The following is a 21863-nucleotide window of genomic DNA, read 5'->3' on the forward strand; positions in this document are numbered from 1 at the left end:
ATCGCCACCATGTTCATCCAGACCGAAGCCACGCCGAACCCGGCCACCCTGAAGTTCCTGCCCGGCCGCGTCGTGCTGGCGGAATCGACCTTCGAGGCGCGGGACGCCGAGGCCGCCGCCCGCTCGCCCCTGGCCGCGGCGCTGTTCACCGTCCCGGGCGTGGCGGGCGTCTATTTCGGCCACGATTTCATCTCGGTGACCAAGGCCGAGGACGGCTCGGACTGGGCGCAGGTCAAGCCGGCGGTGCTCGGCGCGATCATGGAGCACTTCCAGTCCGGCGCGCCCGTGATGGCCGAGGGCGGCCACGGCGAGATCGAGCCGGGCGACGAGTTCTACGACGAGGCGGACCACGACACCGTCGTGACCATCAAGGACCTGCTCGAGACCCGGGTGCGCCCGGCGGTAGCGGGCGATGGCGGCGACATCACCTTCCGCGGCTACAAGGAGGGCGTGGTCTATCTGGAGATGAAGGGGGCCTGCTCGGGCTGCCCGTCCTCCACGGCGACCCTGCGGCACGGCGTGCAGAACCTGTTCCGGCACTTCCTGCCGGAGATCCGCGAGGTCCAGGCGATCTGAGGATTTGCGCCCGCGCCGCGGTGCGGGCGGCACGCCGGAGGGCCGGAACGGCCCTCGGCTGCCCGCCGGCTCCCGCCTTCGCGGCGGAGCCGGGGGCCTGTGCGCCGGACCCGTCCGAGGCCGCGGGCGCGCACCGGCGCAAGCCGGCAACACTCCACCGGTGATCCGCCCGGTGCGGGCGCCCCGCCGCTGACGAGGCGGCGGTTTTGCTCTAACGCTGGAGGCTCTTCGCGCCCGTCGCGGCGCAGGGAGGCAACCGTCGGCGCGGACCGGCCTGTGGGAGTGAGCGTGCGTATCCTGGCCATCGACACAGCGCTGGACACCTGCGCCGCCTGCGTCATGGCGGAGGAGTCCGAGGCGCCCCTCGCCGCCGAGTCGCTGCCCATGGCGCGCGGCCACGCGGAATCCCTGCTGCCGCTGATCGAGCGGGTGATCGCCCGGGTCGAGGGCGGATTTGAGGCGATCGACCGGGTCGCCGTGACGGTCGGGCCCGGCAGCTACACCGGGCTGCGGGTCGGCCTGTCGGCGGCCCGCGCCATCGGACTCTCGACCGGCAAGCCCGTCGTCGGCGTCGGCACCCTCTCGGCGCTCCTCGCGCCGCTCCTGGCCGACACCGTCGCGGGCACGATCGCCGCGGTGATCGACGCCCGCCACGGCGCCGTCTACGTGCAGGCCCTCGGGCCGGGCGACGGCCTCGCGCCCGCGCACCTCGCCGTCGAGGCGGCGGCCGAGCAGCTGGGCGACGGTCCGGTGGTGCTGACCGGCTCCGGCGCGCCGATGCTGGCCGCCGTGCTCGCCGCGCGCGGCGTCGCGGCGCGCGTCGCCCATGTCGGCGGTCCCGATATCGCGGCGGTGGCCTCCCTCGGCCTCGTCGCCGACCCGGCGCAGGCCCTGGCGCGGCCCCTCTACCTGCGGGGCCCGGATGCCCGGCCGCAGGACCACGCGCGGATCGCACGGCGATGACGCGCCCGCTGCCCTTCTGGCCCTTCGACTGGTGGTTCGCGTGGTGGGACGCGCTGACCCCGGAGCCCTACGTCGCGCCGCTCCGCGACGCCGCGCAGGCCCCTGCCCTCGCCCGCCTCCACGCGACCGCCTTCGCGCGGCCCTGGGACGCGCACGAGTTCGAGCGGATGCTCTGCGAGCGCTCGACCCACGCGCACGCCCTCTGGCGCGCGGGCGTGCTCCAGGGCTTCGTGCTCTCGCGCCGGGCCGCCGACGAGGCCGAGATCCTGACGGTCGTGCTGTCCCCGGCTCTGCGCGGCGGCGGCCACAGCCGCAAGCTGCTCCGCGAGCACCTGGCGAGCCTGGCCCTCGACGGTGTCGCCCGGGTGCATCTGGAGGTCGACGAGGGGAACGCCCCCGCCCTGCGGCTCTACGCCCGGCACGGATTCCGGCAGGTCGGTTCGCGCACCGGCTACTATCTCAAGGCCGACGGCAGCCGGGCGACCGCGCTGACGATGAGCGCCGACCTGTGACGCCGTGAGCCGCCTCGGCATCGCCTGGCGCGTCGCGGCCCTCGCCCTCGCCTTCGCGGTGCTGGGACCGCCCCACTGGATCGCCTTGCGGCTCCTCGGCCGCCGCGCGACCCTGGCGCCGATCCTGTTCCACCGCGTCTTCCTGTGGCTGTTCGGGGTGCGGGTCACGCAGAGCGGGACGCCCCCGGCCCCCGGCGAGGCGGCGCTGGTGCTCGCCAACCACGTCTCGTGGCTCGACATCATCGCGGTGGGCTCGCTGCGGCCGCTCTCCTTCGTGGCGAAGTCCGAGATCGCCGGTTGGCCGCTGATCGGCGTCCTCGCGGGGCTCCAGCGGACGATCTACATCGACCGGCAGCGCCGCGGCGCGACCGCGAGCGTCAGCACCGCCATGGGCCACCGCCTGGCCGAGGGGGAGCTGGTCGTCCTGTTCGCGGAGGGGACCACCGGCGACGGGACCCGGCTCCTGCCGTTCCGCTCGTCCCTCGTCGGCGCCGCCCGCGCGGCGCTGCAGGCCGAGGCCGGGCGCGGACGGGTGCGCCTCCAGCCGCTCGCCATCGCCTATCCACGGCGCAACGGCCTGCCGGTCACGCGCGCCGAGCGCGCGGAGATCGCGTGGTACGGCGACATGGAGCTGGTGCCGCACCTCGCGACCTTCGTGCAGGGCGGCCCCATCGACGTACACGTGGTCTGGGGCGCGCCGATCCCCTTCGAGGCGACCACCGACCGGAAGGTCGCCACCGCGGCCGCCGAAGCCGAGGTGCGCGCGGCCCTGCGGGGCGCCGGCACGGGCGCCGGCACCGCCCCGGCACCCGACGCGCGGCCGGCCGCCCCGGAGATCGGTCTCCAGGGGCCGGAGATCGCGCCGGTCTGAATCCTCGGCGCTGCGCCGGACGCTGCGCCCGCCTCGGGATCCGGAGCCGGCGCGCCCGCGACCCCGGCACCGCGGGAGGCGCGCGCGGCCTGCTTCTCCACGCCTAAGCTCTTGAACGCGAACGGAATCCTGTCTCAGCTCCAGATTTTACGCCTGTTCCGGACGGATCTGATCCTTTCGAGACCAACTCGTCGCTGTTCGACCGGGCGGATCCGCCGATCCGCGCGAGAGAAAGCCGGTGGAATCACCGTCAGAATACATGATTCAACGCATTGAGCGGCCGGAACACGTCTGCTAGCTAGGCCGCAATCCGGAACAGACGGAAATTATTGGAGGACGCCCGGTGCAAACCTGGAACCAGGTTTACGACCCGTTCGGGAGCCCGTGGCTCTCGACGCTCGCCGCTTCAGTGCCGGTCATCGCACTGCTCGCCATGATCGCCAGCGGGCGCGTGAAGGCCCATATCGCGGCCGTCATCGCCCTCGGCCTCGCCATGCTGGTGGCCATCGTCGGCTTCGGCATGCCGACCGATCTCGCCACCCGCGCCGCCATCCTCGGGATGGTCACGGGCTTCTTCCCGATCGGCTGGATCATCCTCAACGTCATCTTCCTCTACCGGCTCACGGTGGAGAAGGGCTGGTTCGCGATCCTGCAGCAGTCCGTGGCCGGCATCACGGCCGACCGGCGGTTGCAGCTGCTCCTGGTGGCCTTCGCGTTCGGCGCCTTCTTCGAGGGCGCGGGCGGCTTCGGCACGCCGGTCGCCGTCACGGGCGCGATCCTGATCGGCCTCGGCTTCTCGCCGCTCGCCGCGTCCGGCCTGTCGCTGATCGCCAACACCGCGCCGGTGGCCTTCGGGGCGCTCGGCGCGCCGATCCAGGGCCTCGCCTCGGTCACCGGCTACCCGCCCGAGATCCTCGGCGCGATGATCGGCCGGCAGCTGCCGCTGTTCTCGCTGATCGTGCCGTTCTGGCTGATCTGGGTGTTCGCGGGCTTCCGCGGCATGATCCGGGTGTGGCCGCCGATCCTGGTCTGCGGCGCCTCCTTCGCGGTCGCGCAGTTCCTGATCTCGAACTACGTCAACCCGTGGATCGTCGATATCGGCGCCTCGCTCGCCTCGATGCTCGCCCTGGTGCTGTTCCTGAAGGTCTGGCAGCCCAAGGAGATCTGGTCGTCGCCGGCCCTGCGCGGCCACGATCCGTCGCTCGCCGTCGCCGGTCCGCGGCCCGTGGCGCTCGGCGCCGGTGTGCCCGGCACGCCCCCGGTCCATACCGGCGCCCGCACCGCCTCGCAGGGCGAGATCCTGATGGCCTGGGTGCCGTGGATCGTCCTCTCGGTCATCGTCGCGGTCTGGGGAACCGGCTGGTTCAAGGGCATCGTCAACCCGCTCTTCACCTGGAAATACGAGGTGCCGGGCCTGCACAACGTGATCATGAAGGTGCCGCCGGTGGTGGCCAAGCCGGTGCCGGAGGGCGCGGTCTTCCTGTTCACCTACATGTCGTACACCGGCACGGGCGTGCTGATCGCGGCGATCATCTCCGGCCTGATCATGCGGTTCTCGCCGCTGCGCCTCGTCACCGCCTATTTCGAGACCATCTGGGCCCTGCGCTACTCGCTCATCACCATCGCGGCGATGCTCGCGCTCGGCGTCCTCACCCGCTACGCGGGCGTCGACGCCACGCTCGGCCTCGCCTTCGCGGGCACCGGCATCCTCTACCCATTCTTCGGGACGCTGCTCGGCTGGCTCGGCGTGGCGCTCACGGGTTCCGACACGGCCTCGAACGTGCTGTTCGGCGGCCTCCAGAGGATCACCTCCGAGCAGCTCGGCCTCTCGGGCGTGCTGATGGCGGCGGCGAACTCGTCGGGCGGCGTGATGGGCAAGATGGTCGACGCCCAGTCGATCGTCGTCGCCTCCACGGCCACCGGCTATTTCGGCCAGGAAGGCAAGATCCTGCGCTTCGTGTTCTGGCACTCGATCGCGCTGGCCTGCCTCGTCGGGCTGTTCGTGATGCTGCAGGCCTACGTGCCGTTCTTCCAGCAGATGGTCATCGACCTGCCCGCGGCGGCGCCGGCCGCCCACTGAGGCCGGTTCGACCGCGACAGCCTCTGACCGGCCGCCCTCGGGCGGCCGGTCGCGTCTCGGGCGCCGCGACGGCCCCCGCGATCCGTGCTACAGGCCGCGTGCCGGGCCCCGCGGGGCGGGTGCAAGGATCATCGGACGGTTCGGGACGGCGCGCGTTGAAGAAGGCTTTCGTCAAATCCTACGGTTGCCAGATGAACGCCTACGACGCGGCCCGCATGGCCGACGTCCTCGGCGCCGAGGGCTACACGGCGACCGACACGGTCGAGGACGCGGACGTCGTCGTCCTCAACACCTGCCACATCCGCGAGAAGGCCGCCGAGAAGGTCTATTCCGAACTCGGCCGCCTGCGCGTGCTCAAGGGTGAGCGGAAGGCGCAGGGCCTCGACACGCGCATCGTAGTCGCGGGCTGCGTCGCCCAGGCCGAGGGCGCCGAGATCCAGGCGCGCCAGCCCGCCGTCGACGTGGTCGTCGGCCCGCAGAGCTATCACCGGCTGCCAGACCTGCTGGCGCGCTCCCGCGAGCGCCGCGTCGTCGACACCGAGTTCCCGGTCGAGGACAAGTTCGACCACCTGCCCCGCCGGCGGACGCTCGGTTCGTCGGCCTTCCTCACCGTTCAGGAGGGCTGCGACAAGTTCTGCGCCTTCTGCGTGGTGCCCTACACGCGGGGCGCGGAGGTCTCGCGCTCCGTGGCGGCGGTGCTCGCCGAGGCCGAGAAGCTCGCCGACGGCGGCGTCCGCGAGATCACGCTGATCGGCCAGAACGTCAACGCCTATCACGGCGACGGCCCCGACGGCGCGCCCGCGGGCCTCGCCGACCTGGTGCGCGCGGTGGCGAAGATCCCCGGCATCGCGCGGATCCGCTACACGACGAGCCACCCGAACGACTTCGACGACGCCCTGATCCGGGCGCACGCCGAGGTGCCGGCCCTGATGCCCTACCTGCACCTCCCGGTGCAGTCGGGCTCCGACCGGATCCTCGCCGCGATGAACCGCAAGCATACCGGCGACCAGTACCGCCGGCTGATGGACCGGATCCGCGCGGCGCGGCCCGACATCGCCCTGTCCTCCGACTTCATCGTCGGCTTCCCCGGCGAGACCGACGCGGACTTCGCCGAGACCCTGCGGCTCGTGCGCGACGTCGGCTTCGAGAGCGCCTTCTCGTTCAAGTACAGCCCACGCCCCGGCACGCCGGCCGCCGACCGCACCGATCAGGTGCCGGAGGCCGTGATGGCGGCCCGGCTCGCCGAGTTGCAGGCGCTCCTCGACGGCCAGCGCCACGCCTATCAGCGGGCGGCCGTCGGGCGGGTCTTCGACGTTCTGGTCGAGAAGCCCGGGCGGCATCCCGGTCAGGTCGCGGGCAAGACGCCGCACCTGCTGGCCGTCCAGTTCGACGCCGCGCCTCACCATATCGGACAGGTCGTGCCCGTGCGGATCACCGAGGCGGGGTCCAACAGCCTGTTCGGGGAACTCGTCTCCGCGGCTGCGGCGGCGTGAGGAGCGGAGCGGTCGGGATGATGGCGAGGATGGCGGCTTGAGCGCGTCGGACGGTGCGGGCGCGCGCGGCGCGCTCAAGGGGCGCGGCCCGGCGGCGCGGCCGGCCGGATCGGACGAGGCGGTCGAGGTGCCGCTGACCTTCGACGACAACCGCCTCGCGAGCCTCGTCTTCGGCCAGTACGACCAGAACGTCGCCCATATCGAACGCCGGCTGGAGGTCACCGCCACCGCGCTCGGCAACCACCTCGTCATCAAGGGGCCGGCCGACGCCGCCGAGACGGCGCGGCGGGTGTTCCAGAAGCTCTACGCCCGGGTGCGGACCGGCGGCAGCACGCTGACCCTCGGCGACGTGGACGGCGCCATCCGCGAGGCCACCGCGCAGGCGACCCTGTTCCCGGCCGAGGTCATCGCGGCCGAGGCCGACAGGCCGCATTTCGAGCAGATCGCCACCCGCAAGCGCGGGGCCGTGCGGGCGCGCAACCCGGCACAGGACGCCTACATCAAGCTCCTGCGCACCAACGAGCTGGTCTTCGCCGAGGGCCCGGCCGGGACCGGCAAGACCTGGCTCGCCGTCGGCCACGCCGTGTCGCTCCTAGAGCAGGGCCATGCCGAGCGGCTGATCCTGTCCAGGCCCGCGGTCGAGGCCGGCGAGCGCCTGGGCTTCCTGCCGGGGGACATGCGCGAGAAGGTCGACCCCTACCTCCGCCCGATCTACGACGCCCTGTACGACTTCATGGAGGCCCGCCACGTCGATCGCGGCCTCCAGACCGGCCAGATCGAGATCGCGCCGCTCGCCTTCATGCGCGGCCGAACCCTCACCAACGCGGTGGTGCTGCTCGACGAGGCGCAGAACACCACCTCCATGCAGATGAAGATGTTCCTCACCCGCCTGGGCGAGGGCTCGCGCATGATCATCACCGGCGATCCGAGCCAGATCGACCTGCCGCCGGGCCAGAAATCCGGCCTCGTGGAAGCGGTCAGCGTGCTGGAGGGCGTCGAGGGGATCGGGCACGTGCGGTTCAAGGACGTCGACGTGGTCCGCCACGACCTCGTCCGCCGGATCGTGACCGCCTATGAGCGCGCCGCCCACGGCAGCGCGGAGGCCGACCGCAACCCGAATCCCCGCCGCCGGCCCCTGGCGTGACCATGCCCCACGAGATCGACCTCGCCGTCGAGGACGCGCGCTGGGAGACGGCGGTTCCGGACCTCGAGGCCCTCGTCACCCGCGCCGTCGAGGCCGGGCTCGCCGTCGCCCCCGAGAGGCCGGACGGTCCCGTCGAGGTCAGCGTCCTGCTGACCGACGACGCCGCCGTCCGGGAACTCAACAGGACCTGGCGCGGCAAGGACAAGCCCACCAACGTCCTGTCCTTCCCGGCCGCCCCGCAGCCGCGGCATGCCGGGACCGCCGCGCCCCTCGGCGACGTGGTCCTTGCGTACGAGACCCTGGTGCGCGAGAGTGCCGAGCAGTCGAAGCCGCTCCAGAATCACCTCGCCCACCTCCTCGTCCATGGCACCCTGCATTGTCTCGGTCAGGACCACGAGATCGGCGAGGCCGAGGCCGATGCCATGGAAGCCCTCGAGGTCGCGGCACTCGCGACCCTCGGCATCCCGGATCCCTATGCCTGAGCGCACGACGTCCGAGCGACCCCAGACCCGAGAGACATGAGCAACGATCGAAGTCGCGGCGCGGCCCTGGCCGCGCCCAGTTCCACCGAGGGCGAGTCCCAGCACCGGGAGCCCTGGTACGACCGCCTGCTCCAGGCGCTCCATCTCAAGCCGCGCGATTCGCTGCGCGAGGGTCTTGAGGAGGCGCTGGCGGAGCCGGACGCCGGCGAGAGCGGCCTCACCCCGCTCGAGCGCGTCATGCTCAAGAACGTCCTCGGCCTGCACAAGGTGCGCGTCGACGACGTGATGGTCCCCCGGGCCGACATCGTCGCCGTCTCGAACGACACGAGCCTCGGCGAGTTGCTCAAGCTGTTCCGCACGGCCGGCCATTCCCGGCTGCCGGTCTACGGCGAGACCCTCGACGATCCCCGCGGCATGGTCCACATCCGCGACCTCGTCGACCACATCGCCGCCAAGGCCGAGCCGGCCCGGCGCAGCGCGCCCGCCGTCGCGAAGGCCGCCGATCTCGCGGTCGACGGTGCGGCGGACACGCCGACCGCACCGCGCCCGCGCCGGCCCGCGGCGCGCCTGCCGCGCGGCCTGGACCTCGGCAAGGTCGACCTGACGACCACGCTCGCGGCGGCGCGCATCCAGCGGCCGGTCCTGTTCGTGCCACCCTCCATGCCGGCGATCGACCTGCTGGTGCGGATGCAGGCGACCCGCACCCACATGGCGCTGGTCATCGACGAGTACGGCGGCACCGACGGGCTGATCTCCATCGAGGACCTGATCGAGGTCGTGGTCGGCGATATCGAGGACGAGCACGACGTGGCCGAGGACAAGCACGTCCAGCGCGTCGAGGGTGAGGGCGAGGTCTTCGTGGCCGACGCGCGCACGCCGCTGGCCGAGGTCTCCGAGGTGACGGGCGTCGACCTCGTCGCGGCCGTCGGCGAGATGGCCGAGGAGATCGACACGCTGGGCGGCATGATCGTGACGCTGGCGGGCCGCGTCCCGTCGCGCGGCGAGCTGATCGCCGGCCCCGGGGACCTCGAGTTCGAGGTGCTCGACGCCGATCCGCGCCGCCTGAAGCGGCTCCGGTTCCACAAGGGCGCGGCGCGCATCGGCAATGTCGTGCCGCTCGCCCTGCCGCCGCCCGCGAACGCCCCGGTCGCCGAGACGCCGCACCCGTGACGGTCGCGGCGTGACGGGTCTGGTGGACGGTTTCGCCCGGTCGCCCGCGGCGGCCGGCGCACCGATGCGCGGGCCGATCCCGGGTCCCATGTCCGATCCGGAGCGGGCGCGCGTCCCCGGCGCGGTGCTGGCGATCGCGCGCCTGACCGGCTGGCGCCGGCTCGGGCTGGCGTGGCTCGCCGGCGCCCTGGGCGCGCTGGCGATGCCGCCCTACGGGCTCCTCCCGGCCCTCGCGGTCTCCCTGACGATCGCGGTCTGGCTGCAGGACGGGGCTGCGGCCGGTCGGACGACACTCCGGCGATTCGGGCCATGCTTCCTCATCGGCTGGGCCTGGGGCTTCGGCTATCTCACTGCCGGGCTCTGGTGGCTGGGCCAGGCCTTCCTGGTCGAGGCCGACGAGTTCCTCTGGGCCCTGCCGCTGGGCGTGATCGGCCTGCCCTTCGTCCTCGGCCTGTTCTACGGCGCCGGTTTCGGCGCCGCGGGCCTGCTCTGGGGGCGGGGCGCGGCGCGGATCGCCGCCCTGGCCTTCGGGCTCGGCGCGGCCGACTGGCTGCGCGGCCACCTGTTCACGGGGTTCCCCTGGAACACCCTCGGGATGGCGCTGGCCCAGAACCTCTGGCTGATGCAGGGGGCGGCGGCGATCGGGCTCTACGGCCTGTGCATCCTGGCCGCGCTGGTCTGCGCGGCGCCCGCGACGCTCGCCACCGGCGCGAATCCGCGCGCCCGGTTCGGGCCGAGCGCCGCCGCCGCGATCGTCCTCGCCGGCCTGGCGCTCTACGGGGCCGAGCGGCTCGGTCCGCCCGACCCGGTGGTCACGGGTGTCCGGCTGCGGCTCGTCCAGCCCAACCTGCCCCAGGACGCCAAGTTCAGGCCCGAGAACCGGGCCGACATCGTCGACCGCTACATCGAGCTGAGCCAGCGCCCGACGGAGGCCGGTGCGCCGGAACCGACCCACATCGTCTGGCCGGAATCGGCCTTCCCGTTCCTGATCCAGCGCGACCCCGACGCCCTGGCCAAGGTGGCGGCCGGCCTCAAGCCCGGGCAGCACCTGATCACCGGGGCGGCCCGCGCCGAGGAGCCGCTGCCGGGCGAGCGCCTGCGCTTCTACAACGCCGTCCTGGTGATCGGCCCGGACGGCCGGATCTCCGACAGCTACGATAAGGTCCACCTCGTCCCGTTCGGGGAGTACCTCCCCGCGCCCCTCGACGCCGCCCTGCGGACCGTGGGGCTGCGCCAGTTCGTGGCGATCCCCGGCGGGTTCTCGGCCGGGACGCTCGCCGGGCAGCGGATCCTGACGGTGCCGGGCCTGCCGCCGGTCGCGGCGACCATCTGCTACGAGGCGATCTTCCCGGGCGCGATCCTGCCCGCCGGGCACGCCGCGCCGTCCCCGCAGCCGCCGGGGCTGATCCTGAACGTCACCAACGACGCGTGGTTCGGCGACACGCCGGGGCCGCGCCAGCACCTCGCCCAGGCGCGCCTGCGCGCCGTCGAGGAGGGTCTGCCGCTCGTGCGCGACGCCAATACCGGGATCTCCGCGGTGATCGACCCGCACGGCCGCGTCGTCGCCCGCACCGCGCTCGACACCGAGACCTGGCTCGACGCCGACCTGCCCGCCCGCATCGTCGGCGGCACGCTCTACGGCCAGTTCGGCGACGCCGCCTTCGCGCTGATGCTGGCCGCCTGCCTGGGCGGGGCCGTGATCGCGCGGCGGCGGCCGTGAGCGCGGACCGGGCGACGGCCAACCGGTTCCTGCTCGGCCTCGCGCTGATGCTGGTCGCGTTCAACCTGCGCCCGGCGCTGAGCACGGTCGGCCCGCTGCTGGCGACGATCCGGGACGGCACGGGGCTCGGCGCCGGCGGCGCCGCCATCCTCACGACGCTGCCGGTCCTGTGCCTCGGCATCGCCTGCGCGCTGGCCGCGCCGCTGATCCGCCGGATCGGGCCCGACCTCGCCGTGCTCGCCGGCTCGACGATCCTCGTCGCCGGCCTGACGCTGCGCGGTCTCGGCGGGCTCGTGCCGCTCTTCGCCGGGACGGCGCTGGCGGCCGTCGGGATCGGGATCGACAACGTCCTGCTGCCGGCGCTGGTGAAGCGCGATTTCGCCGGCAACGGCGGCCTGATGACGGGCCTCTACACGATGACCCTGTGCCTCGGCGCGGCCGCGGGCGCCGGGGCCTCGGTGCCGGTGGAGCACGCCCTCGGGGGCGGTTGGCCCTCCGCCCTGGCGATCTGGTCGCTGCCCGCGCTGGTGGCGGCCTTCGTGTGGATCCCGTTCGCCCGCCGGACCGCCTCGACCGCCGCGCCCTCGGCCGGGCGGCTGCTCCGCAACCCGCTCGCGTGGTGGGTGACGGGCTTCATGGGCCTGCAATCGTCGCTCGCCTACATCCTGTTCGGCTGGCTGCCGCTGCTGCTGCAGGGCCGCGGGCTGACGCCGCTGAATGCCGGGCTCTACGCCTCGCTGGCGACGCTGGTTCAGGCGCCGGGCGCGCTGCTGGTCGCCATGCTGGCGGCCCGCGCCCGCGACCAGCGCGCCTGGATCGTCGTGATTCCCGGCCTGACGGCCGCCGCCTTCGTGGTCCTCGCCTTCGGGGCGGAATTCGTGCGGATCCCCGCCGCATGCGCGCTGGGCTTCGGGATCGGCGGCTGCTTCGGGCTGGGCCTGACCCTGATCGTGCTGCGCGCCGCGGACGCGGCGAGCGCCGCCGGCCTCTCGGCCATGGCGCAGGGCATCGGCTACACCTGCGCCGCGCTGGGGCCGCTGGTCTTCGGTCTCGCCCACGAGGCGACCGGCGGCTGGACCGTGCCGGGCGCCCTGTTCGTCGGCATCACCGTCGCGGCGATCCTGATCGGGCTCGCCGCCGGACGCGACCGGAAGGTCAGCGCGGCCGAACCCGAGCTGCGGGATCCGGCCGCTCAGCCGCTGACCGAACTCCAGCCGGCGAACCCGGCCAGCGGTTCCTGATCGTAGCGGGCCATCAGGTCGGTCATCGCGGCGGCGTCGCCGAGCCGTCCCTCCGCGGCGAGGCGGGCCAGACCCTCGAAGAAGCCCTCGCGGCCGAGCGCCGGCGCGAAGCTCAGCGTGAAGCGCACCGGGCGGTCGCCGCGATTGGCGAAGGCGTGCGCGACGCCGGGCGGGATGAGCGCGAAGTCGCCCGGTCCGAGGTCGTGGTCGGCACCGTCGACGTGCAGGGCGAGCCGGCCCGCCTCGACCGAGAAGGTCTCGGTCAGCCGGGCGTGGCGGTGCAGTCCCGCGCCCGGCGTCCGGGGATCCATCGTGACGCGGTAGATGCCGAGGCCGTCGGCCGTCTCGTCGCTGCGCGCGAGATAGGTGACCCGCATGCCGCCGATGACGGCGTTCGGGCCGGGCCCGCGGTGCACGACACTCGCCATCTTCGCCCCCGTCCGTTCCGCAAACGAGAACCCCGCGCGGCCGGGTGACCGCGCGGGGCTGTGTCGATGAGCGCGCGCGCGAGGCTTACTCGGCGGCGACCCGGTGCGCCTGCGAGCCGTCGGTCAGGGTCTCGGACTGCAGGCGCTTGCCCGGCGCGGCGCGGCCCGGCAGCGGCGGCAGGGCCTTGGCCTTCTCCAGATCGATCCCGGCGCCCTCGGCGACGCGGCGGCCGTAATCCTCGTCGGCGTGCCAGAAGTGCCAGACCATCCGCAGCTGGATCGGCTCGGGGCACTGCTTCATGTCGGCCACGAGGTTGGCGATCAGGTCGTCGCGCTCCCAATCCTGGAACGAGCGGTACCGGACGCCAGCCTGGGTGTAGTCGTCCTCGGTCCGCGAGGTCTGGTAGCGGCCGAGGCGGCCCTCCACCGGCTGGTGGTAGTCCTTGGCGGGCTTCGGCGCCTCGCGCAGGCCCTCGGCCAGCGTCGAGGGCTCGTAGTTGATGTGCCTGTTCGGGCCGGTGCCGTCGACCGTGTAGGCCATCTGACCGTCGCGCTGGTTCGAGTAGACCTTCACGCCGGGCTGCGGCGCGTTGATCGGCAGCTGGAGGTAGTTGGCGCCGACGCGGTAGCGCTGCGTGTCCGAGTAGGACAGCGTCCGCCCCTGCAGCATCTTGTCGTCCGAGAAGTCGATGCCGTCGACCAGCACGCCGGTGCCGAAGGCGGACTGCTCGACCTCGGCGAAGAAGTTGTCCGGCACGCGGTCGAGCACCATGCGGCCCACCGGCAGCAGCGGGAACTGGTCGACCGGCCACAGCTTCGTGTCGTCCAGCGGGTCGAACGACAGGTGGTCGTTCGAGCCGTCCGGCATGATCTGGACGCAGAATTCCCACTCGGGGAAATTCCCGGCCTTGATGTTGTCGTACAGGTCGCGGGTCGCGTGGCCGACATCCTTGGCCTGGATCTCGGAGGCCTGCTGCGAGGTCAGGTTGCGCACGCCCTGCTTCGGCTCCCAGTGGAACTTGCAGAGCACGGCCTCACCCTGGTCGTTGACCAGCTTGTAGGTGTTGACGCCCGAGCCTTCCATCTCGCGGTAATTGGCCGGGATGCCCCAGGGCGACTTCAGGTGCGTCACCATATGGATCGACTCGGGGTGCTGGGCCACGAAGTCGAAGAAGCGCCACGCCTCCTGCCGGTTCGTCACCGGGTCCGGCTTGAACGCGTGGATCATGTCGGGGAACTTGATCGCGTCGCGGATGAAGAAGACCTTGAGGTTGTTGCCCACGAGGTCCCAGTTGCCGTCGACGGTCTTGAACTTGACCGCGAAGCCGCGCGGATCACGTTCGGTCTCCGGGCTCTCCTTGGCGCCGGCGACCGTCGAGAAGCGCACGAACATCGGCGTCTTCACGCCGGTCTCGTTCAGCACGCGCGCGCGGGTGTACTTGGAGGCCGGCTCGTCGCCGATCTTGCCGTAGGCCTCGAACCAGCCGTGGGCGCCGGCGCCGCGGGCGTGGACGACGCGCTCCGGGATCCGCTCGCGGTCGAAGTGCGTGATCTTCTCGATGAACTGGTAGTTCTCGAGCGTGGCCGGGCCCCGCTCACCGACCGTGCGGGTGCTCTGGTTGTCGCGGACCGGATGGCCCTGGCGGGTTGTCAGGATCGGGCGTTGATCGCTCATGCGTACCGTCTCTCCGTACTGCGAAGGCTCTCGGTGGACAGCGGAGTCAGCCTGGAACCGTTCTGGTGAAGGGTTATGACTGGGGCGTGACCCCGAGGCAAATGCATCGTCACAAAGGTTCTGATAGACGCAGCCTATGAATCTGGCCGGCCTCTCCCTCCGCGATCTCGAATACGTCGTCGCCGTCGCCGACGAGGGGCATTTCGGCCGGGCTGCCGAGCGCTGCAACGTCAGCCAGCCGACGCTGAGCGTGCAGGTCCGTAAGCTGGAAACCGCGCTCGGCCTGACTTTGTTCGAGCGCTCGAACCGGCGGATCCTGCTCACCGAGGCGGGCCAGGCCATCGTCCGGCAGGCGCGGGTCGTCCTGGCGGAGGCGCAGCGGCTCCTGGCGCTGGCCAGCGAGGGGCGCGGCTCGCCGCTCACCGGGCGTCTCGTGCTGGCGGCGATCCAGACGCTCGGCCCCTACTTCTTCCCGCTGGTGCTGCGGCCCCTGCGCGAGCAGTACCCGCTGCTGATGCTCTCGCTGTCCGAATCGCGGACGGCCGACATCGTCGAGGGGCTGCGCGACGGGCGCATCGACGCGGCCCTGGTCTCGCTGCCGCTGCCGTCGCACGGGCTCGCGGTCTCGCCGCTGTTCGTCGAGCCGTTCTGGCTCGCCTGCCCGGCCGAGCACACCCTCGCCCGGGGCGGCGCGCTCTCCGCCAACGAGATCGCGGGGCCGGACCTGCTGCTCCTCGACGAGGGCAACTGCCTGCGCGACCAGGCGATCGCCGCCTGCGGCGCCGGTTCGTCGGTCGGCCGCCACGCCACCAGCCTGGAGACGCTCCGCTCGATGGTGGCGGCCGGCGCCGGCTACACGCTGCTGCCGGCGCTGGCGGTGCCGGCGAGCCCCGATCCCAGCGGCCTGACGGTCACCCGCGCCTTCGACGTCGACGGCCCGGGGCGGACCATCGCGCTGGTCTGGCGCGCGAGCGATCCGCGGGCCGCCGGCCTCGCGAGCCTGGCCGCCTTCTTCCGGGCGCACGCGCCAGCGGGCACGGCCGCCTGCCGCGACGGCGAGGCCGTCGCCTGAGCCGCCGCGGACGCCCACCTTGAGCGGTTGTGAATAGGAAGAGGGGCCGCGACCGGTCTATCAGGACGGGTGACGACAGGGAGCGGCTCGATGCGGCGCACGATGGTCTGGGCCGTACTGGCGCTGCTGATCCCCGCGGGCGCGCGCGCCGAGCCGAAGGACAGCTTCGCCCGGATCGACCAGATCAACCGCGCCTCCCTGGTGATGACGGTGGAGACCGGCATCGTGCCGCGGGCGCTGGGCGCGACCGTCGCCCGCGCCCTCGACCAGGTCGCCGCCGACGCCGCCAAGCCGGGCGCCGAGCGGCCGGACGATTACCTGCGGATCGAGCCGCTGATCACCGCCATCGCGGGGGCCGACGCCACGCGGATGCATTCCGGGCGCAGCCGCCAGGACATCATCCCGACGGTGCTGAAGCTCGAGCAGCGCGACCGTCTCCTGAACCTGGCCAAGGCGCTCGACGAGACCCGGGCGGCCCTGCTGGCGGTGGCCGAGCGCGAGGCCGACACGATCGTCCCGGCCTACACCAACGGGGTGCAGGCCCAGCCGACGACGCTCGGCCACGTCTACCTGGGCTACGCATCCGTCCTCGCCCGCGATGCCGACCGCCTCCGGGAGACCTGGGCGCGGCTGAACCTGTCGCCCCTGGGCGCGGCCGCCCTCGGCACGTCGAGCTTCCCGGTGGATCGCGAGAGGCTGGCGGCGCTGCTCGGCTTCGACGCGCCGGTGGAGAACAGCTACGATTCCGGCCAGCTCGCGCCGATGGATATGGGGCTCGAGCTGACCGGGCTCGCGGCGAATTTCGCCACCACCGCCGGCAGCTTCGCGCAGGATCTCTACGCGCAGTACCACCAGACCCGGCCCTGGATCCTGCTGCGGGAGGGCGCGCTCACCGGGCCGAGCAGCATCATGCCGCAGAAGCGCAACCCCGTCGCGCTCTACAGCCTGCGCATGAAGGCCAGCGACGTCGTGGGGGCCGCCCAGGCCTTCGTCATCATGGCGCACAACGTCGATTCCGGCATGCCGGACTACAAGCGCAACCAGGCCGAGCCGCCGGCGCGGACCCTGGCCGAGGCCGCCGAGATGTGCCGGCGCTGGACGCGCGTCCTCGACGGGCTGGTCGTGGACCGGGCGCGCGCCGCCGACGAGGTCGCGGCGGACTACTCCACCACCACCGAGCTCGCCGACACGCTCCAGCGCGAGGCCGACGTGCCGTTCCGGCTCGGCCACCACTTCGCGTCCGAGCTCGTGAGCTACGGCCGCGGCCACGACCTGCGCCCGGCCGACCTGCCCTTCCCGGAGGTGCGGCGCATCTACGCCGAGGCCGCGGCGGGGTCGGGGCTGAAGCCGGACCTGCCCCTCGACGAGGCCCGCTTCCGGGCGGCGCTGTCGGCCCGCGGCATGATCGACGCCGCGAAGGGGCTCGGCGGCCCGCAGCCCGCGGAGGTCCGGCGGATGCTGGGCGCCGCGCAGGCGCGGCTGCGGACCGACCGCGACTGGCTCGACGCCCGCCGCAAGGGCCTGGCCGACGCCCGGGCGCGCCTCGACGCCGCCTTCGCGGCCCTCACGCGCGAGCCCTGAGTTCCGCGCGAGGGCGCCGTGCCGAAACTCTGCCGTGACAGGGCCAATATTGCGGTATAGCGCGCGCCTGACGCCTGCCGGCTGAAGCGGGCCTCTCCCGATCGGTCGCCTTGCCCCCTCTCCGCACCCTCGGCCTCTGGGCCGCCCTCGCCGCCGCGTCGGCGGCCGTGTCGTACGGCCTGATGCAGGCGCAGTTCCCGGCCGCGCTGCTGCTCGGGCCGATGATCGCGGCCATCGCCTTCGGCGTCGGCGGTTCGCGCCTGCGCGTCCCGCGGCCCGCGTTCCAGGCCTCCCAGGCGGCGATCGGCTGCCTCGTCGCGCACGCCGTCACCGGGCAGATCGCCCAGACCCTGATGGAGGACGGGCCGCTCATCGTCGCGGTCGTGCTGGTCACCGTCGCGGTCAGCGGCCTCGTCGGCTGGATCCTGACCCGCCTGCGCGTGCTCCCCGGGACCACCGCGGCCTGGGGCTCGTCCCCCGGCGGCGCCTCCGCCATGGTGGCGATGGCCGAGGATTTCGGCGCCGATCCGCGCCTCGTCGCCTTCATGCAGTACGTGCGCGTCGCCGCCGTGGTGTTCTCGGCCTCGCTGGCGGCCCGCTTCCTGATGGAGGCCCCGGTCCCGGGGGCGTCGGCCGGCGCCGGCGAGGTCACCGGTCCGCTCTCGCTGCTGGCGACGCTCGCGGTCGCCGTCGTCGGCGCGGGCGCGGCGCTCGCCCTGCGGGTTCCGGCCGGCGCGCAGATCGGGCCGATGGTGCTCGGCAGCCTGCTCCACGCCACCGGGCTCGTGCGCATGGCGCTGCCGGTGCCGCTCCTCGAACTCGCCTACGCCTGCATCGGCATCTACGTGGGGCTGCGCTTCACCCGCGAGACGCTGCGCCTGACCGTCACCGCCCTGCCGGGCATCCTGGCGGCGACCTTCTCGGTCATCGCCCTCTGCGCGGCGTGGGGCTGGGGACTGACCCTCCTGCTGCCCATCGACCTGCTGACCGCGATCCTCGCCACGAGCCCCGGCGGCCTCGACTCGGTGGCGATCATCGCGGTCGGCTCGAAGGCGGACGTCTCCTTCGTGCTGGCCGTCCAGACCCTGCGCCTGTTCGTGGTGCTGCTCACCGGCCCGCTGCTCGCCAAGTGGATCAGCCGGTCCGTGCCGGAGGCCGCCATCCGATGAACGCCCTGGTCCTCGCCTTCCTCAATTCCTGGCGCGGCCTGCGCCACGGCGCGCGCACCGAGCGGGCCGTGAGACAGGAACTCGTGCTCCTGGCGCTCGGAATCCCGGTCGCGCTGTTCCTCGGCGCGACGCTCTGGGTGCGCGTCGCCCTGATGGTCAGCCTGCTGCTGATGCTGGCCGCGGAGTTCCTGAATACCGCCGTCGAGAAGCTCTGCGACCACGTCCATCCGGGCCATCACCCGATGATCGGGACCGTGAAGGACCTCGCCTCCGCCGGCACCTTCATGGCGCAGATGGCGGCGCTGCTCGTCTGGGTGGCGGCGCTGGTGGACCGTCTCGGCTGACCTGCCGCGCGCGGGGCGCGCTCGCATCCGCGGGCCGGAGGGTCTATCTGGCCGGCATCGCCCCGCGCATCGGCCGAGACTGCACACCGTGACGGACTACATCCGCAAGATCCTCACTGCCCGCGTCTACGACGTCGCGATCGAGAGCCCCCTCGATCCGATGCCGCGCCTGACGCAGCGGCTCGGCCGGCCGGTCCTGCTCAAGCGCGAGGATCTCCAGCCGGTCTTCTCGTTCAAGCTGCGCGGCGCCTACAACAAGATGTCGGGCCTGCACCCCGACCAGATCGCCCGCGGCGTCGTCTGCGCCTCGGCGGGCAACCACGCCCAGGGCGTCGCCCTCGCCGCCGCCAAGCTCGGCGCGCGGGCCGTCATCGTGATGCCGCGCACCACCCCCTCGATCAAGGTCGATGCCTGCCGGGCGCGCGGGGCCGAGGTCGTGCTGCACGGCGACGCCTTCGACGAGGCCCTGGCGCAGGCCAAGATCCTCGAGGCCGAGCAGGGCCTTACCTTCCTTCACCCCTTCGACGATCCGGACGTGATCGCCGGCCAGGGCACCATCGGCAAGGAGATCCTGGAGCAGCATACCGGCCCGATCGAGGCGATCTTCGTGCCGGTGGGCGGCGGCGGGCTGGCCGCCGGGATCGCCACCTTCGTGAAGTACCTGCGGCCCGGCACCAAGGTGATCGGCGTCGAGCCCGAGGACGCCGCCTGCATGGCCGCCGCGCTCGCGGCCGACACCCGGGTCAGCCTCCCGAGCGTCGGCCTGTTCGCCGACGGCGTCGCCGTGCGGCAGGCCGGCGAGGAGACCTTCCGGCTCTGCCGCGAGCACCTCGACGAGGTCATCACCGTGGACACCGACGCCATGTGCGCCGCGGTCAAGGACATCTTCGACGACACCCGCGCGGTGTCCGAGCCCTCCGGGGCGCTGAGCCTCGCCGGCGCCAAGATGTACGCCGAACGCGAGGGCGGCGACGGCACGCTGATCGCCATCTCGTCGGGGGCGAACCTGAACTTCGACCGCCTGCGCCACATCGCCGAGCGCGCCGAGATCGGCGAGCAGCGCGAGGTCCTGATCGGGGTCACCATCCCCGAGCGGCCCGGTGCCTACCGGGCCTTCATCCAGGCGCTCGGTCCGCGCGCCGTCACCGAGTTCAACTACCGCCACGCCCCGGGCTCCGAGGCGCAGATCTTCGTGGGCATCAACGTCGGCGGCGGCAAGCGCGAGAAGCAGGCGCTGATCGGCTCCCTGCGCGACGCCGGCTACCGCGTCCTCGACATGAGCGACAACGAGATGGCCAAGGTCCATGTCCGCTACATGGTCGGCGGCCGGGCCGTGGGGGTGGCGCACGAGCGCCTGTTCCGCTTCCAGTTCCCGGAGCGGCCGGGCGCGCTGATGAAGTTCCTGGAGGCGCTGGGCCCGGACTTCGACATCACGCTGTTCCACTACCGCAACCACGGCGCCGATTACGGCCGGGTGCTGGCCGGGATCGCTGTGCCGCCGGCCGAGCGCGACCGGTTCGACGCCGTCATCGAGGCGCTCGGCTACCCGGCCACCGACGAGACCGAGAACCCGGCCTACCGCCTGTTCCTAGACGGCGAGGGCTCCGGGGCGCTCTGAGCGCCGGCGGCGGCTCGCCCCGCGTCACATCCCGTCAGCTCTCCGCCACGTCGACGGAGGTGACGTCCGGCATCGCCCGCAGCTTCGCCGCGATGGTCTCGAAACTCGTGCGCGACAGGCGCACGAAGGTGACGGTGACCTCGTCGTGGTCGGGGTCGGGCCCCGGGTGGACCGTGAAGGTCCGGACGCGCGAGGCGCGCTCGCCGGTCGCCGCCTGGAGGGTGTCGATCGACATGGTGCCCCGTCGGGCGGTCAGTCGCAGCGTCTGGGCGCGCATCCGGTCGCGCCAGCGCTCCTCGAAGGGCTTCACGCCGGCCAGGATCCCGACGATGAGCGCCGTCGCGGCGAGCGCCGGAACGTAGAGGCCGCTGCCGATCGCCAGCCCGATCGCCGCCACGCCCCACAGGCTCGCCGCCGTGGTGAGGCCCTTCACGACTTCGCCCCGCAGCAGGATCGTCCCCGCGCCGAGGAAGCCGATGCCGGAGACGACCTGCGCGGCGATCCGGGACGGGTCGAGGACGACGTGCTCGGCGCCCAGCACGTCGGCGAAGCCGAAGGCCGAGACCAGCATGATCAGGCAGGAGCCGACGCAGACCAGCATGTGGGTCCGCAGGCCGGCCGCCCAGAGCAGGCGCTCGCGCTCCAGGCCGACCACGCTGCCGAACAGCGCCGCCAGCGCCAGCCGGGCCACCATCTCGCCGTTGCCGATCAGAGCCGCCTCCGTGCCTCCGCCCCGTGCGGATGGCACGGATCCTTGCGGCTTTACCGCGGGCGGATCAAGCGATCCCGAGCGCCGCCTTCTCGACCTCGTAGGCGGCCCGCACGGCGGCGGCGCCGTAGGCGCGCTCCAGGCGGCGCACGGTGAAATGCGCCCGCGCGGTCGACTGGAAGTGGTTCATGAAGGCGGTATTGACCGCCGCCCCGCCGAAGGCGCCGAGGATCGGCACCGCCTGCGCGGCGACCTTCTGGGAGACCACGAGCCCGAAGCGCGCGGCGATCTGGGCGGTGAAGCGGATCAGAGCCGGGGCCGACTGGTCGAGGAGCGTCTTGCTCCCGGCGTAGCGGGCCGCCTCCGACAGGGTCTTGGCCAGCGCGGCGCGGACCGCGAAGTAGCCGCTCTCGGTGAGCGCCGAGCCCGCCTCGGTCTCCGCCATGGGCCGGCCGCCGAGGGCGAAGACCTGCACGCAGGCGAGCGCGCCTTCGGGGGTCTCGAGATCCTCCCCCTCCTCCCGGGCGATCTCGGCGATCGAGCGCAGCATCAGCGTGGTCGAGACCGGCAGCTCAACCGCCAGCGTCGCGAGGCCGAACGCGCCGCCGACCGCGCCCGAGAGCGCCGCCATCGCCTTGTGCTTGGCGTCGCCCGAGCCGAGCAGCCGCGCGAGACGGCTCTCGGCCTTCGCGGCCACACCGCCGAGACCCTCGCCCTCGGCGGGGACGAGTTCCTTACGCGGCAGCGTCGCCAGCGCGACGCGCAGCGCGCCCCGCATGGCCACCTCGGTGCTGCGGCTGACGGCCTCGGTGACCGGGGTCGGCAGCGATCGGCCGATGATGTCGAGGGGTGCGCCGGCCGCCGCGGAGAGCCGCGCCGCGAGGCTCGGACGCTCCAGCACCTGCACGGCGCGGCGCAGGGCGGCGAGATCCGCGTCGCTCAGTGCTATCTCTGGCGTCTCGGCCGGCAGCGTCTCGCCGGCGCGGGTGAGGTCGCTCGTGCTCATCCGTCGATC

General features: G+C 73.0%; 20 protein-coding genes. 16 read left to right on the plus strand and 4 right to left on the minus strand.

The genetic code is table 11. The features are described from left to right. Positions 1-9: 9 nt before the first annotated feature. The 11 genes from ACLBX8_RS00975 (at position 10) to ACLBX8_RS01025 (ending at position 12252) form a co-directional block, all read left to right on the plus strand. A complete protein-coding gene (locus ACLBX8_RS00975) occupies positions 10-576 on the plus strand; it encodes a NifU family protein (RefSeq protein ID WP_020093462.1) in 567 nt (188 codons plus the stop codon). Positions 577-864: 288 nt separating this feature from the next. Beyond that, positions 865-1539 carry a tRNA (adenosine(37)-N6)-threonylcarbamoyltransferase complex dimerization subunit type 1 TsaB gene (gene tsaB, locus ACLBX8_RS00980; protein WP_447714493.1) on the plus strand — a complete coding sequence of 225 codons (675 nt, stop codon included), beginning with the start codon at positions 865-867 and terminating at the stop codon, positions 1537-1539. Next, the gene (locus ACLBX8_RS00985) at positions 1536-2051 is read left to right on the plus strand and encodes a GNAT family N-acetyltransferase (protein WP_012317649.1); all 516 of its coding nucleotides are present in this window, start codon (positions 1536-1538) and stop codon (positions 2049-2051) included. The genes tsaB and ACLBX8_RS00985 overlap by 4 nt, the downstream gene beginning before the upstream one ends. Positions 2052-2055: 4 nt before the next feature. Continuing rightward, complete coding sequence (locus ACLBX8_RS00990) at positions 2056-2922, plus strand: lysophospholipid acyltransferase family protein (RefSeq protein WP_091977043.1); 867 nt, start codon at positions 2056-2058, stop codon at positions 2920-2922. A gap of 343 nt (positions 2923-3265) precedes the next feature. Beyond that, positions 3266-5002 (plus strand): L-lactate permease, encoded by a 1737-nt coding sequence (locus ACLBX8_RS00995; protein WP_447680615.1) that lies wholly within the window; start codon positions 3266-3268, stop codon positions 5000-5002. A 155-nt stretch (positions 5003-5157) separates the two neighbouring features. Then, complete coding sequence (gene miaB, locus ACLBX8_RS01000; RefSeq protein ID WP_020093466.1) at positions 5158-6495, plus strand: tRNA (N6-isopentenyl adenosine(37)-C2)-methylthiotransferase MiaB; 1338 nt, start codon at positions 5158-5160, stop codon at positions 6493-6495. Positions 6496-6532: 37 nt separating this feature from the next. Continuing rightward, positions 6533-7639 carry a PhoH family protein gene (locus ACLBX8_RS01005; protein ID WP_091977046.1) on the plus strand — a complete coding sequence of 369 codons (1107 nt, stop codon included), beginning with the start codon at positions 6533-6535 and terminating at the stop codon, positions 7637-7639. 2 nt (positions 7640-7641) lie between these two features. Next, a complete protein-coding gene (gene ybeY / locus ACLBX8_RS01010) occupies positions 7642-8121 on the plus strand; it encodes an rRNA maturation RNase YbeY (RefSeq protein WP_026604977.1) in 480 nt (159 codons plus the stop codon). A gap of 36 nt (positions 8122-8157) precedes the next feature. Further along, the gene (locus ACLBX8_RS01015; protein WP_447697652.1) at positions 8158-9291 is read left to right on the plus strand and encodes a hemolysin family protein; all 1134 of its coding nucleotides are present in this window, start codon (positions 8158-8160) and stop codon (positions 9289-9291) included. Between the two features lie 88 nt (positions 9292-9379). Continuing rightward, a complete protein-coding gene (gene lnt / locus ACLBX8_RS01020) occupies positions 9380-11011 on the plus strand; it encodes an apolipoprotein N-acyltransferase (RefSeq protein ID WP_447697653.1) in 1632 nt (543 codons plus the stop codon). Further along, a complete protein-coding gene (locus ACLBX8_RS01025) occupies positions 11008-12252 on the plus strand; it encodes an MFS transporter (RefSeq protein WP_447697654.1) in 1245 nt (414 codons plus the stop codon). The genes lnt and ACLBX8_RS01025 overlap by 4 nt, the downstream gene beginning before the upstream one ends. Here the strand turns inward: ACLBX8_RS01025 and ACLBX8_RS01030 are convergent. Together ACLBX8_RS01030 and ACLBX8_RS01035 are read right to left on the minus strand one after the other, a co-directional pair. After that, positions 12204-12680: a cupin domain-containing protein gene (locus tag ACLBX8_RS01030; RefSeq protein WP_447697655.1), complete on the minus strand. Its 477-nt coding sequence runs from the start codon at positions 12678-12680 to the stop codon at positions 12204-12206. The genes ACLBX8_RS01025 and ACLBX8_RS01030 overlap by 49 nt on opposite strands. A gap of 85 nt (positions 12681-12765) precedes the next feature. Next, positions 12766-14355 carry a catalase gene (locus tag ACLBX8_RS01035; protein ID WP_447714494.1) on the minus strand — a complete coding sequence of 530 codons (1590 nt, stop codon included), beginning with the start codon at positions 14353-14355 and terminating at the stop codon, positions 12766-12768. 136 nt (positions 14356-14491) lie between these two features. Between ACLBX8_RS01035 and ACLBX8_RS01040 the strand changes: the two genes are divergently transcribed. From ACLBX8_RS01040 to ilvA, 5 genes are all read left to right on the plus strand, one after another. Beyond that, the gene (locus ACLBX8_RS01040; RefSeq protein WP_447697657.1) at positions 14492-15427 is read left to right on the plus strand and encodes a LysR substrate-binding domain-containing protein; all 936 of its coding nucleotides are present in this window, start codon (positions 14492-14494) and stop codon (positions 15425-15427) included. A 90-nt stretch (positions 15428-15517) separates the two neighbouring features. Next, entirely contained in the window at positions 15518-17008 is a 1491-nt protein-coding gene (locus tag ACLBX8_RS01045; protein ID WP_447714495.1) for an argininosuccinate lyase, read from the plus strand. A 110-nt stretch (positions 17009-17118) separates the two neighbouring features. Then, positions 17119-18177, plus strand: coding sequence for an AbrB family transcriptional regulator (locus tag ACLBX8_RS01050; protein WP_020093476.1), 1059 nt, complete (start codon positions 17119-17121; stop codon positions 18175-18177). Beyond that, complete coding sequence (locus ACLBX8_RS01055; RefSeq protein WP_020093477.1) at positions 18174-18521, plus strand: diacylglycerol kinase; 348 nt, start codon at positions 18174-18176, stop codon at positions 18519-18521. The genes ACLBX8_RS01050 and ACLBX8_RS01055 overlap by 4 nt, the downstream gene beginning before the upstream one ends. A gap of 1 nt (position 18522) precedes the next feature. Beyond that, complete coding sequence (gene ilvA / locus ACLBX8_RS01060; protein ID WP_447680687.1) at positions 18523-20139, plus strand: threonine ammonia-lyase, biosynthetic; 1617 nt, start codon at positions 18523-18525, stop codon at positions 20137-20139. 34 nt (positions 20140-20173) lie between these two features. Here the strand turns inward: ilvA and ACLBX8_RS01065 are convergent, their stop codons facing one another. Continuing rightward, positions 20174-20833, minus strand: coding sequence for an MgtC/SapB family protein (locus tag ACLBX8_RS01065; protein WP_273562479.1), 660 nt, complete (start codon positions 20831-20833; stop codon positions 20174-20176). Positions 20834-20915: 82 nt separating this feature from the next. After that, on the minus strand, positions 20916-21854 hold the full coding sequence (locus ACLBX8_RS01070; protein ID WP_447714496.1) for an EcsC family protein: 939 nt from the start codon (positions 21852-21854) through the stop codon (positions 20916-20918). Positions 21855-21863 lie beyond the last annotated feature (9 nt).

It is taken from the genome of Methylobacterium sp. D48H, from assembly GCF_053345715.1.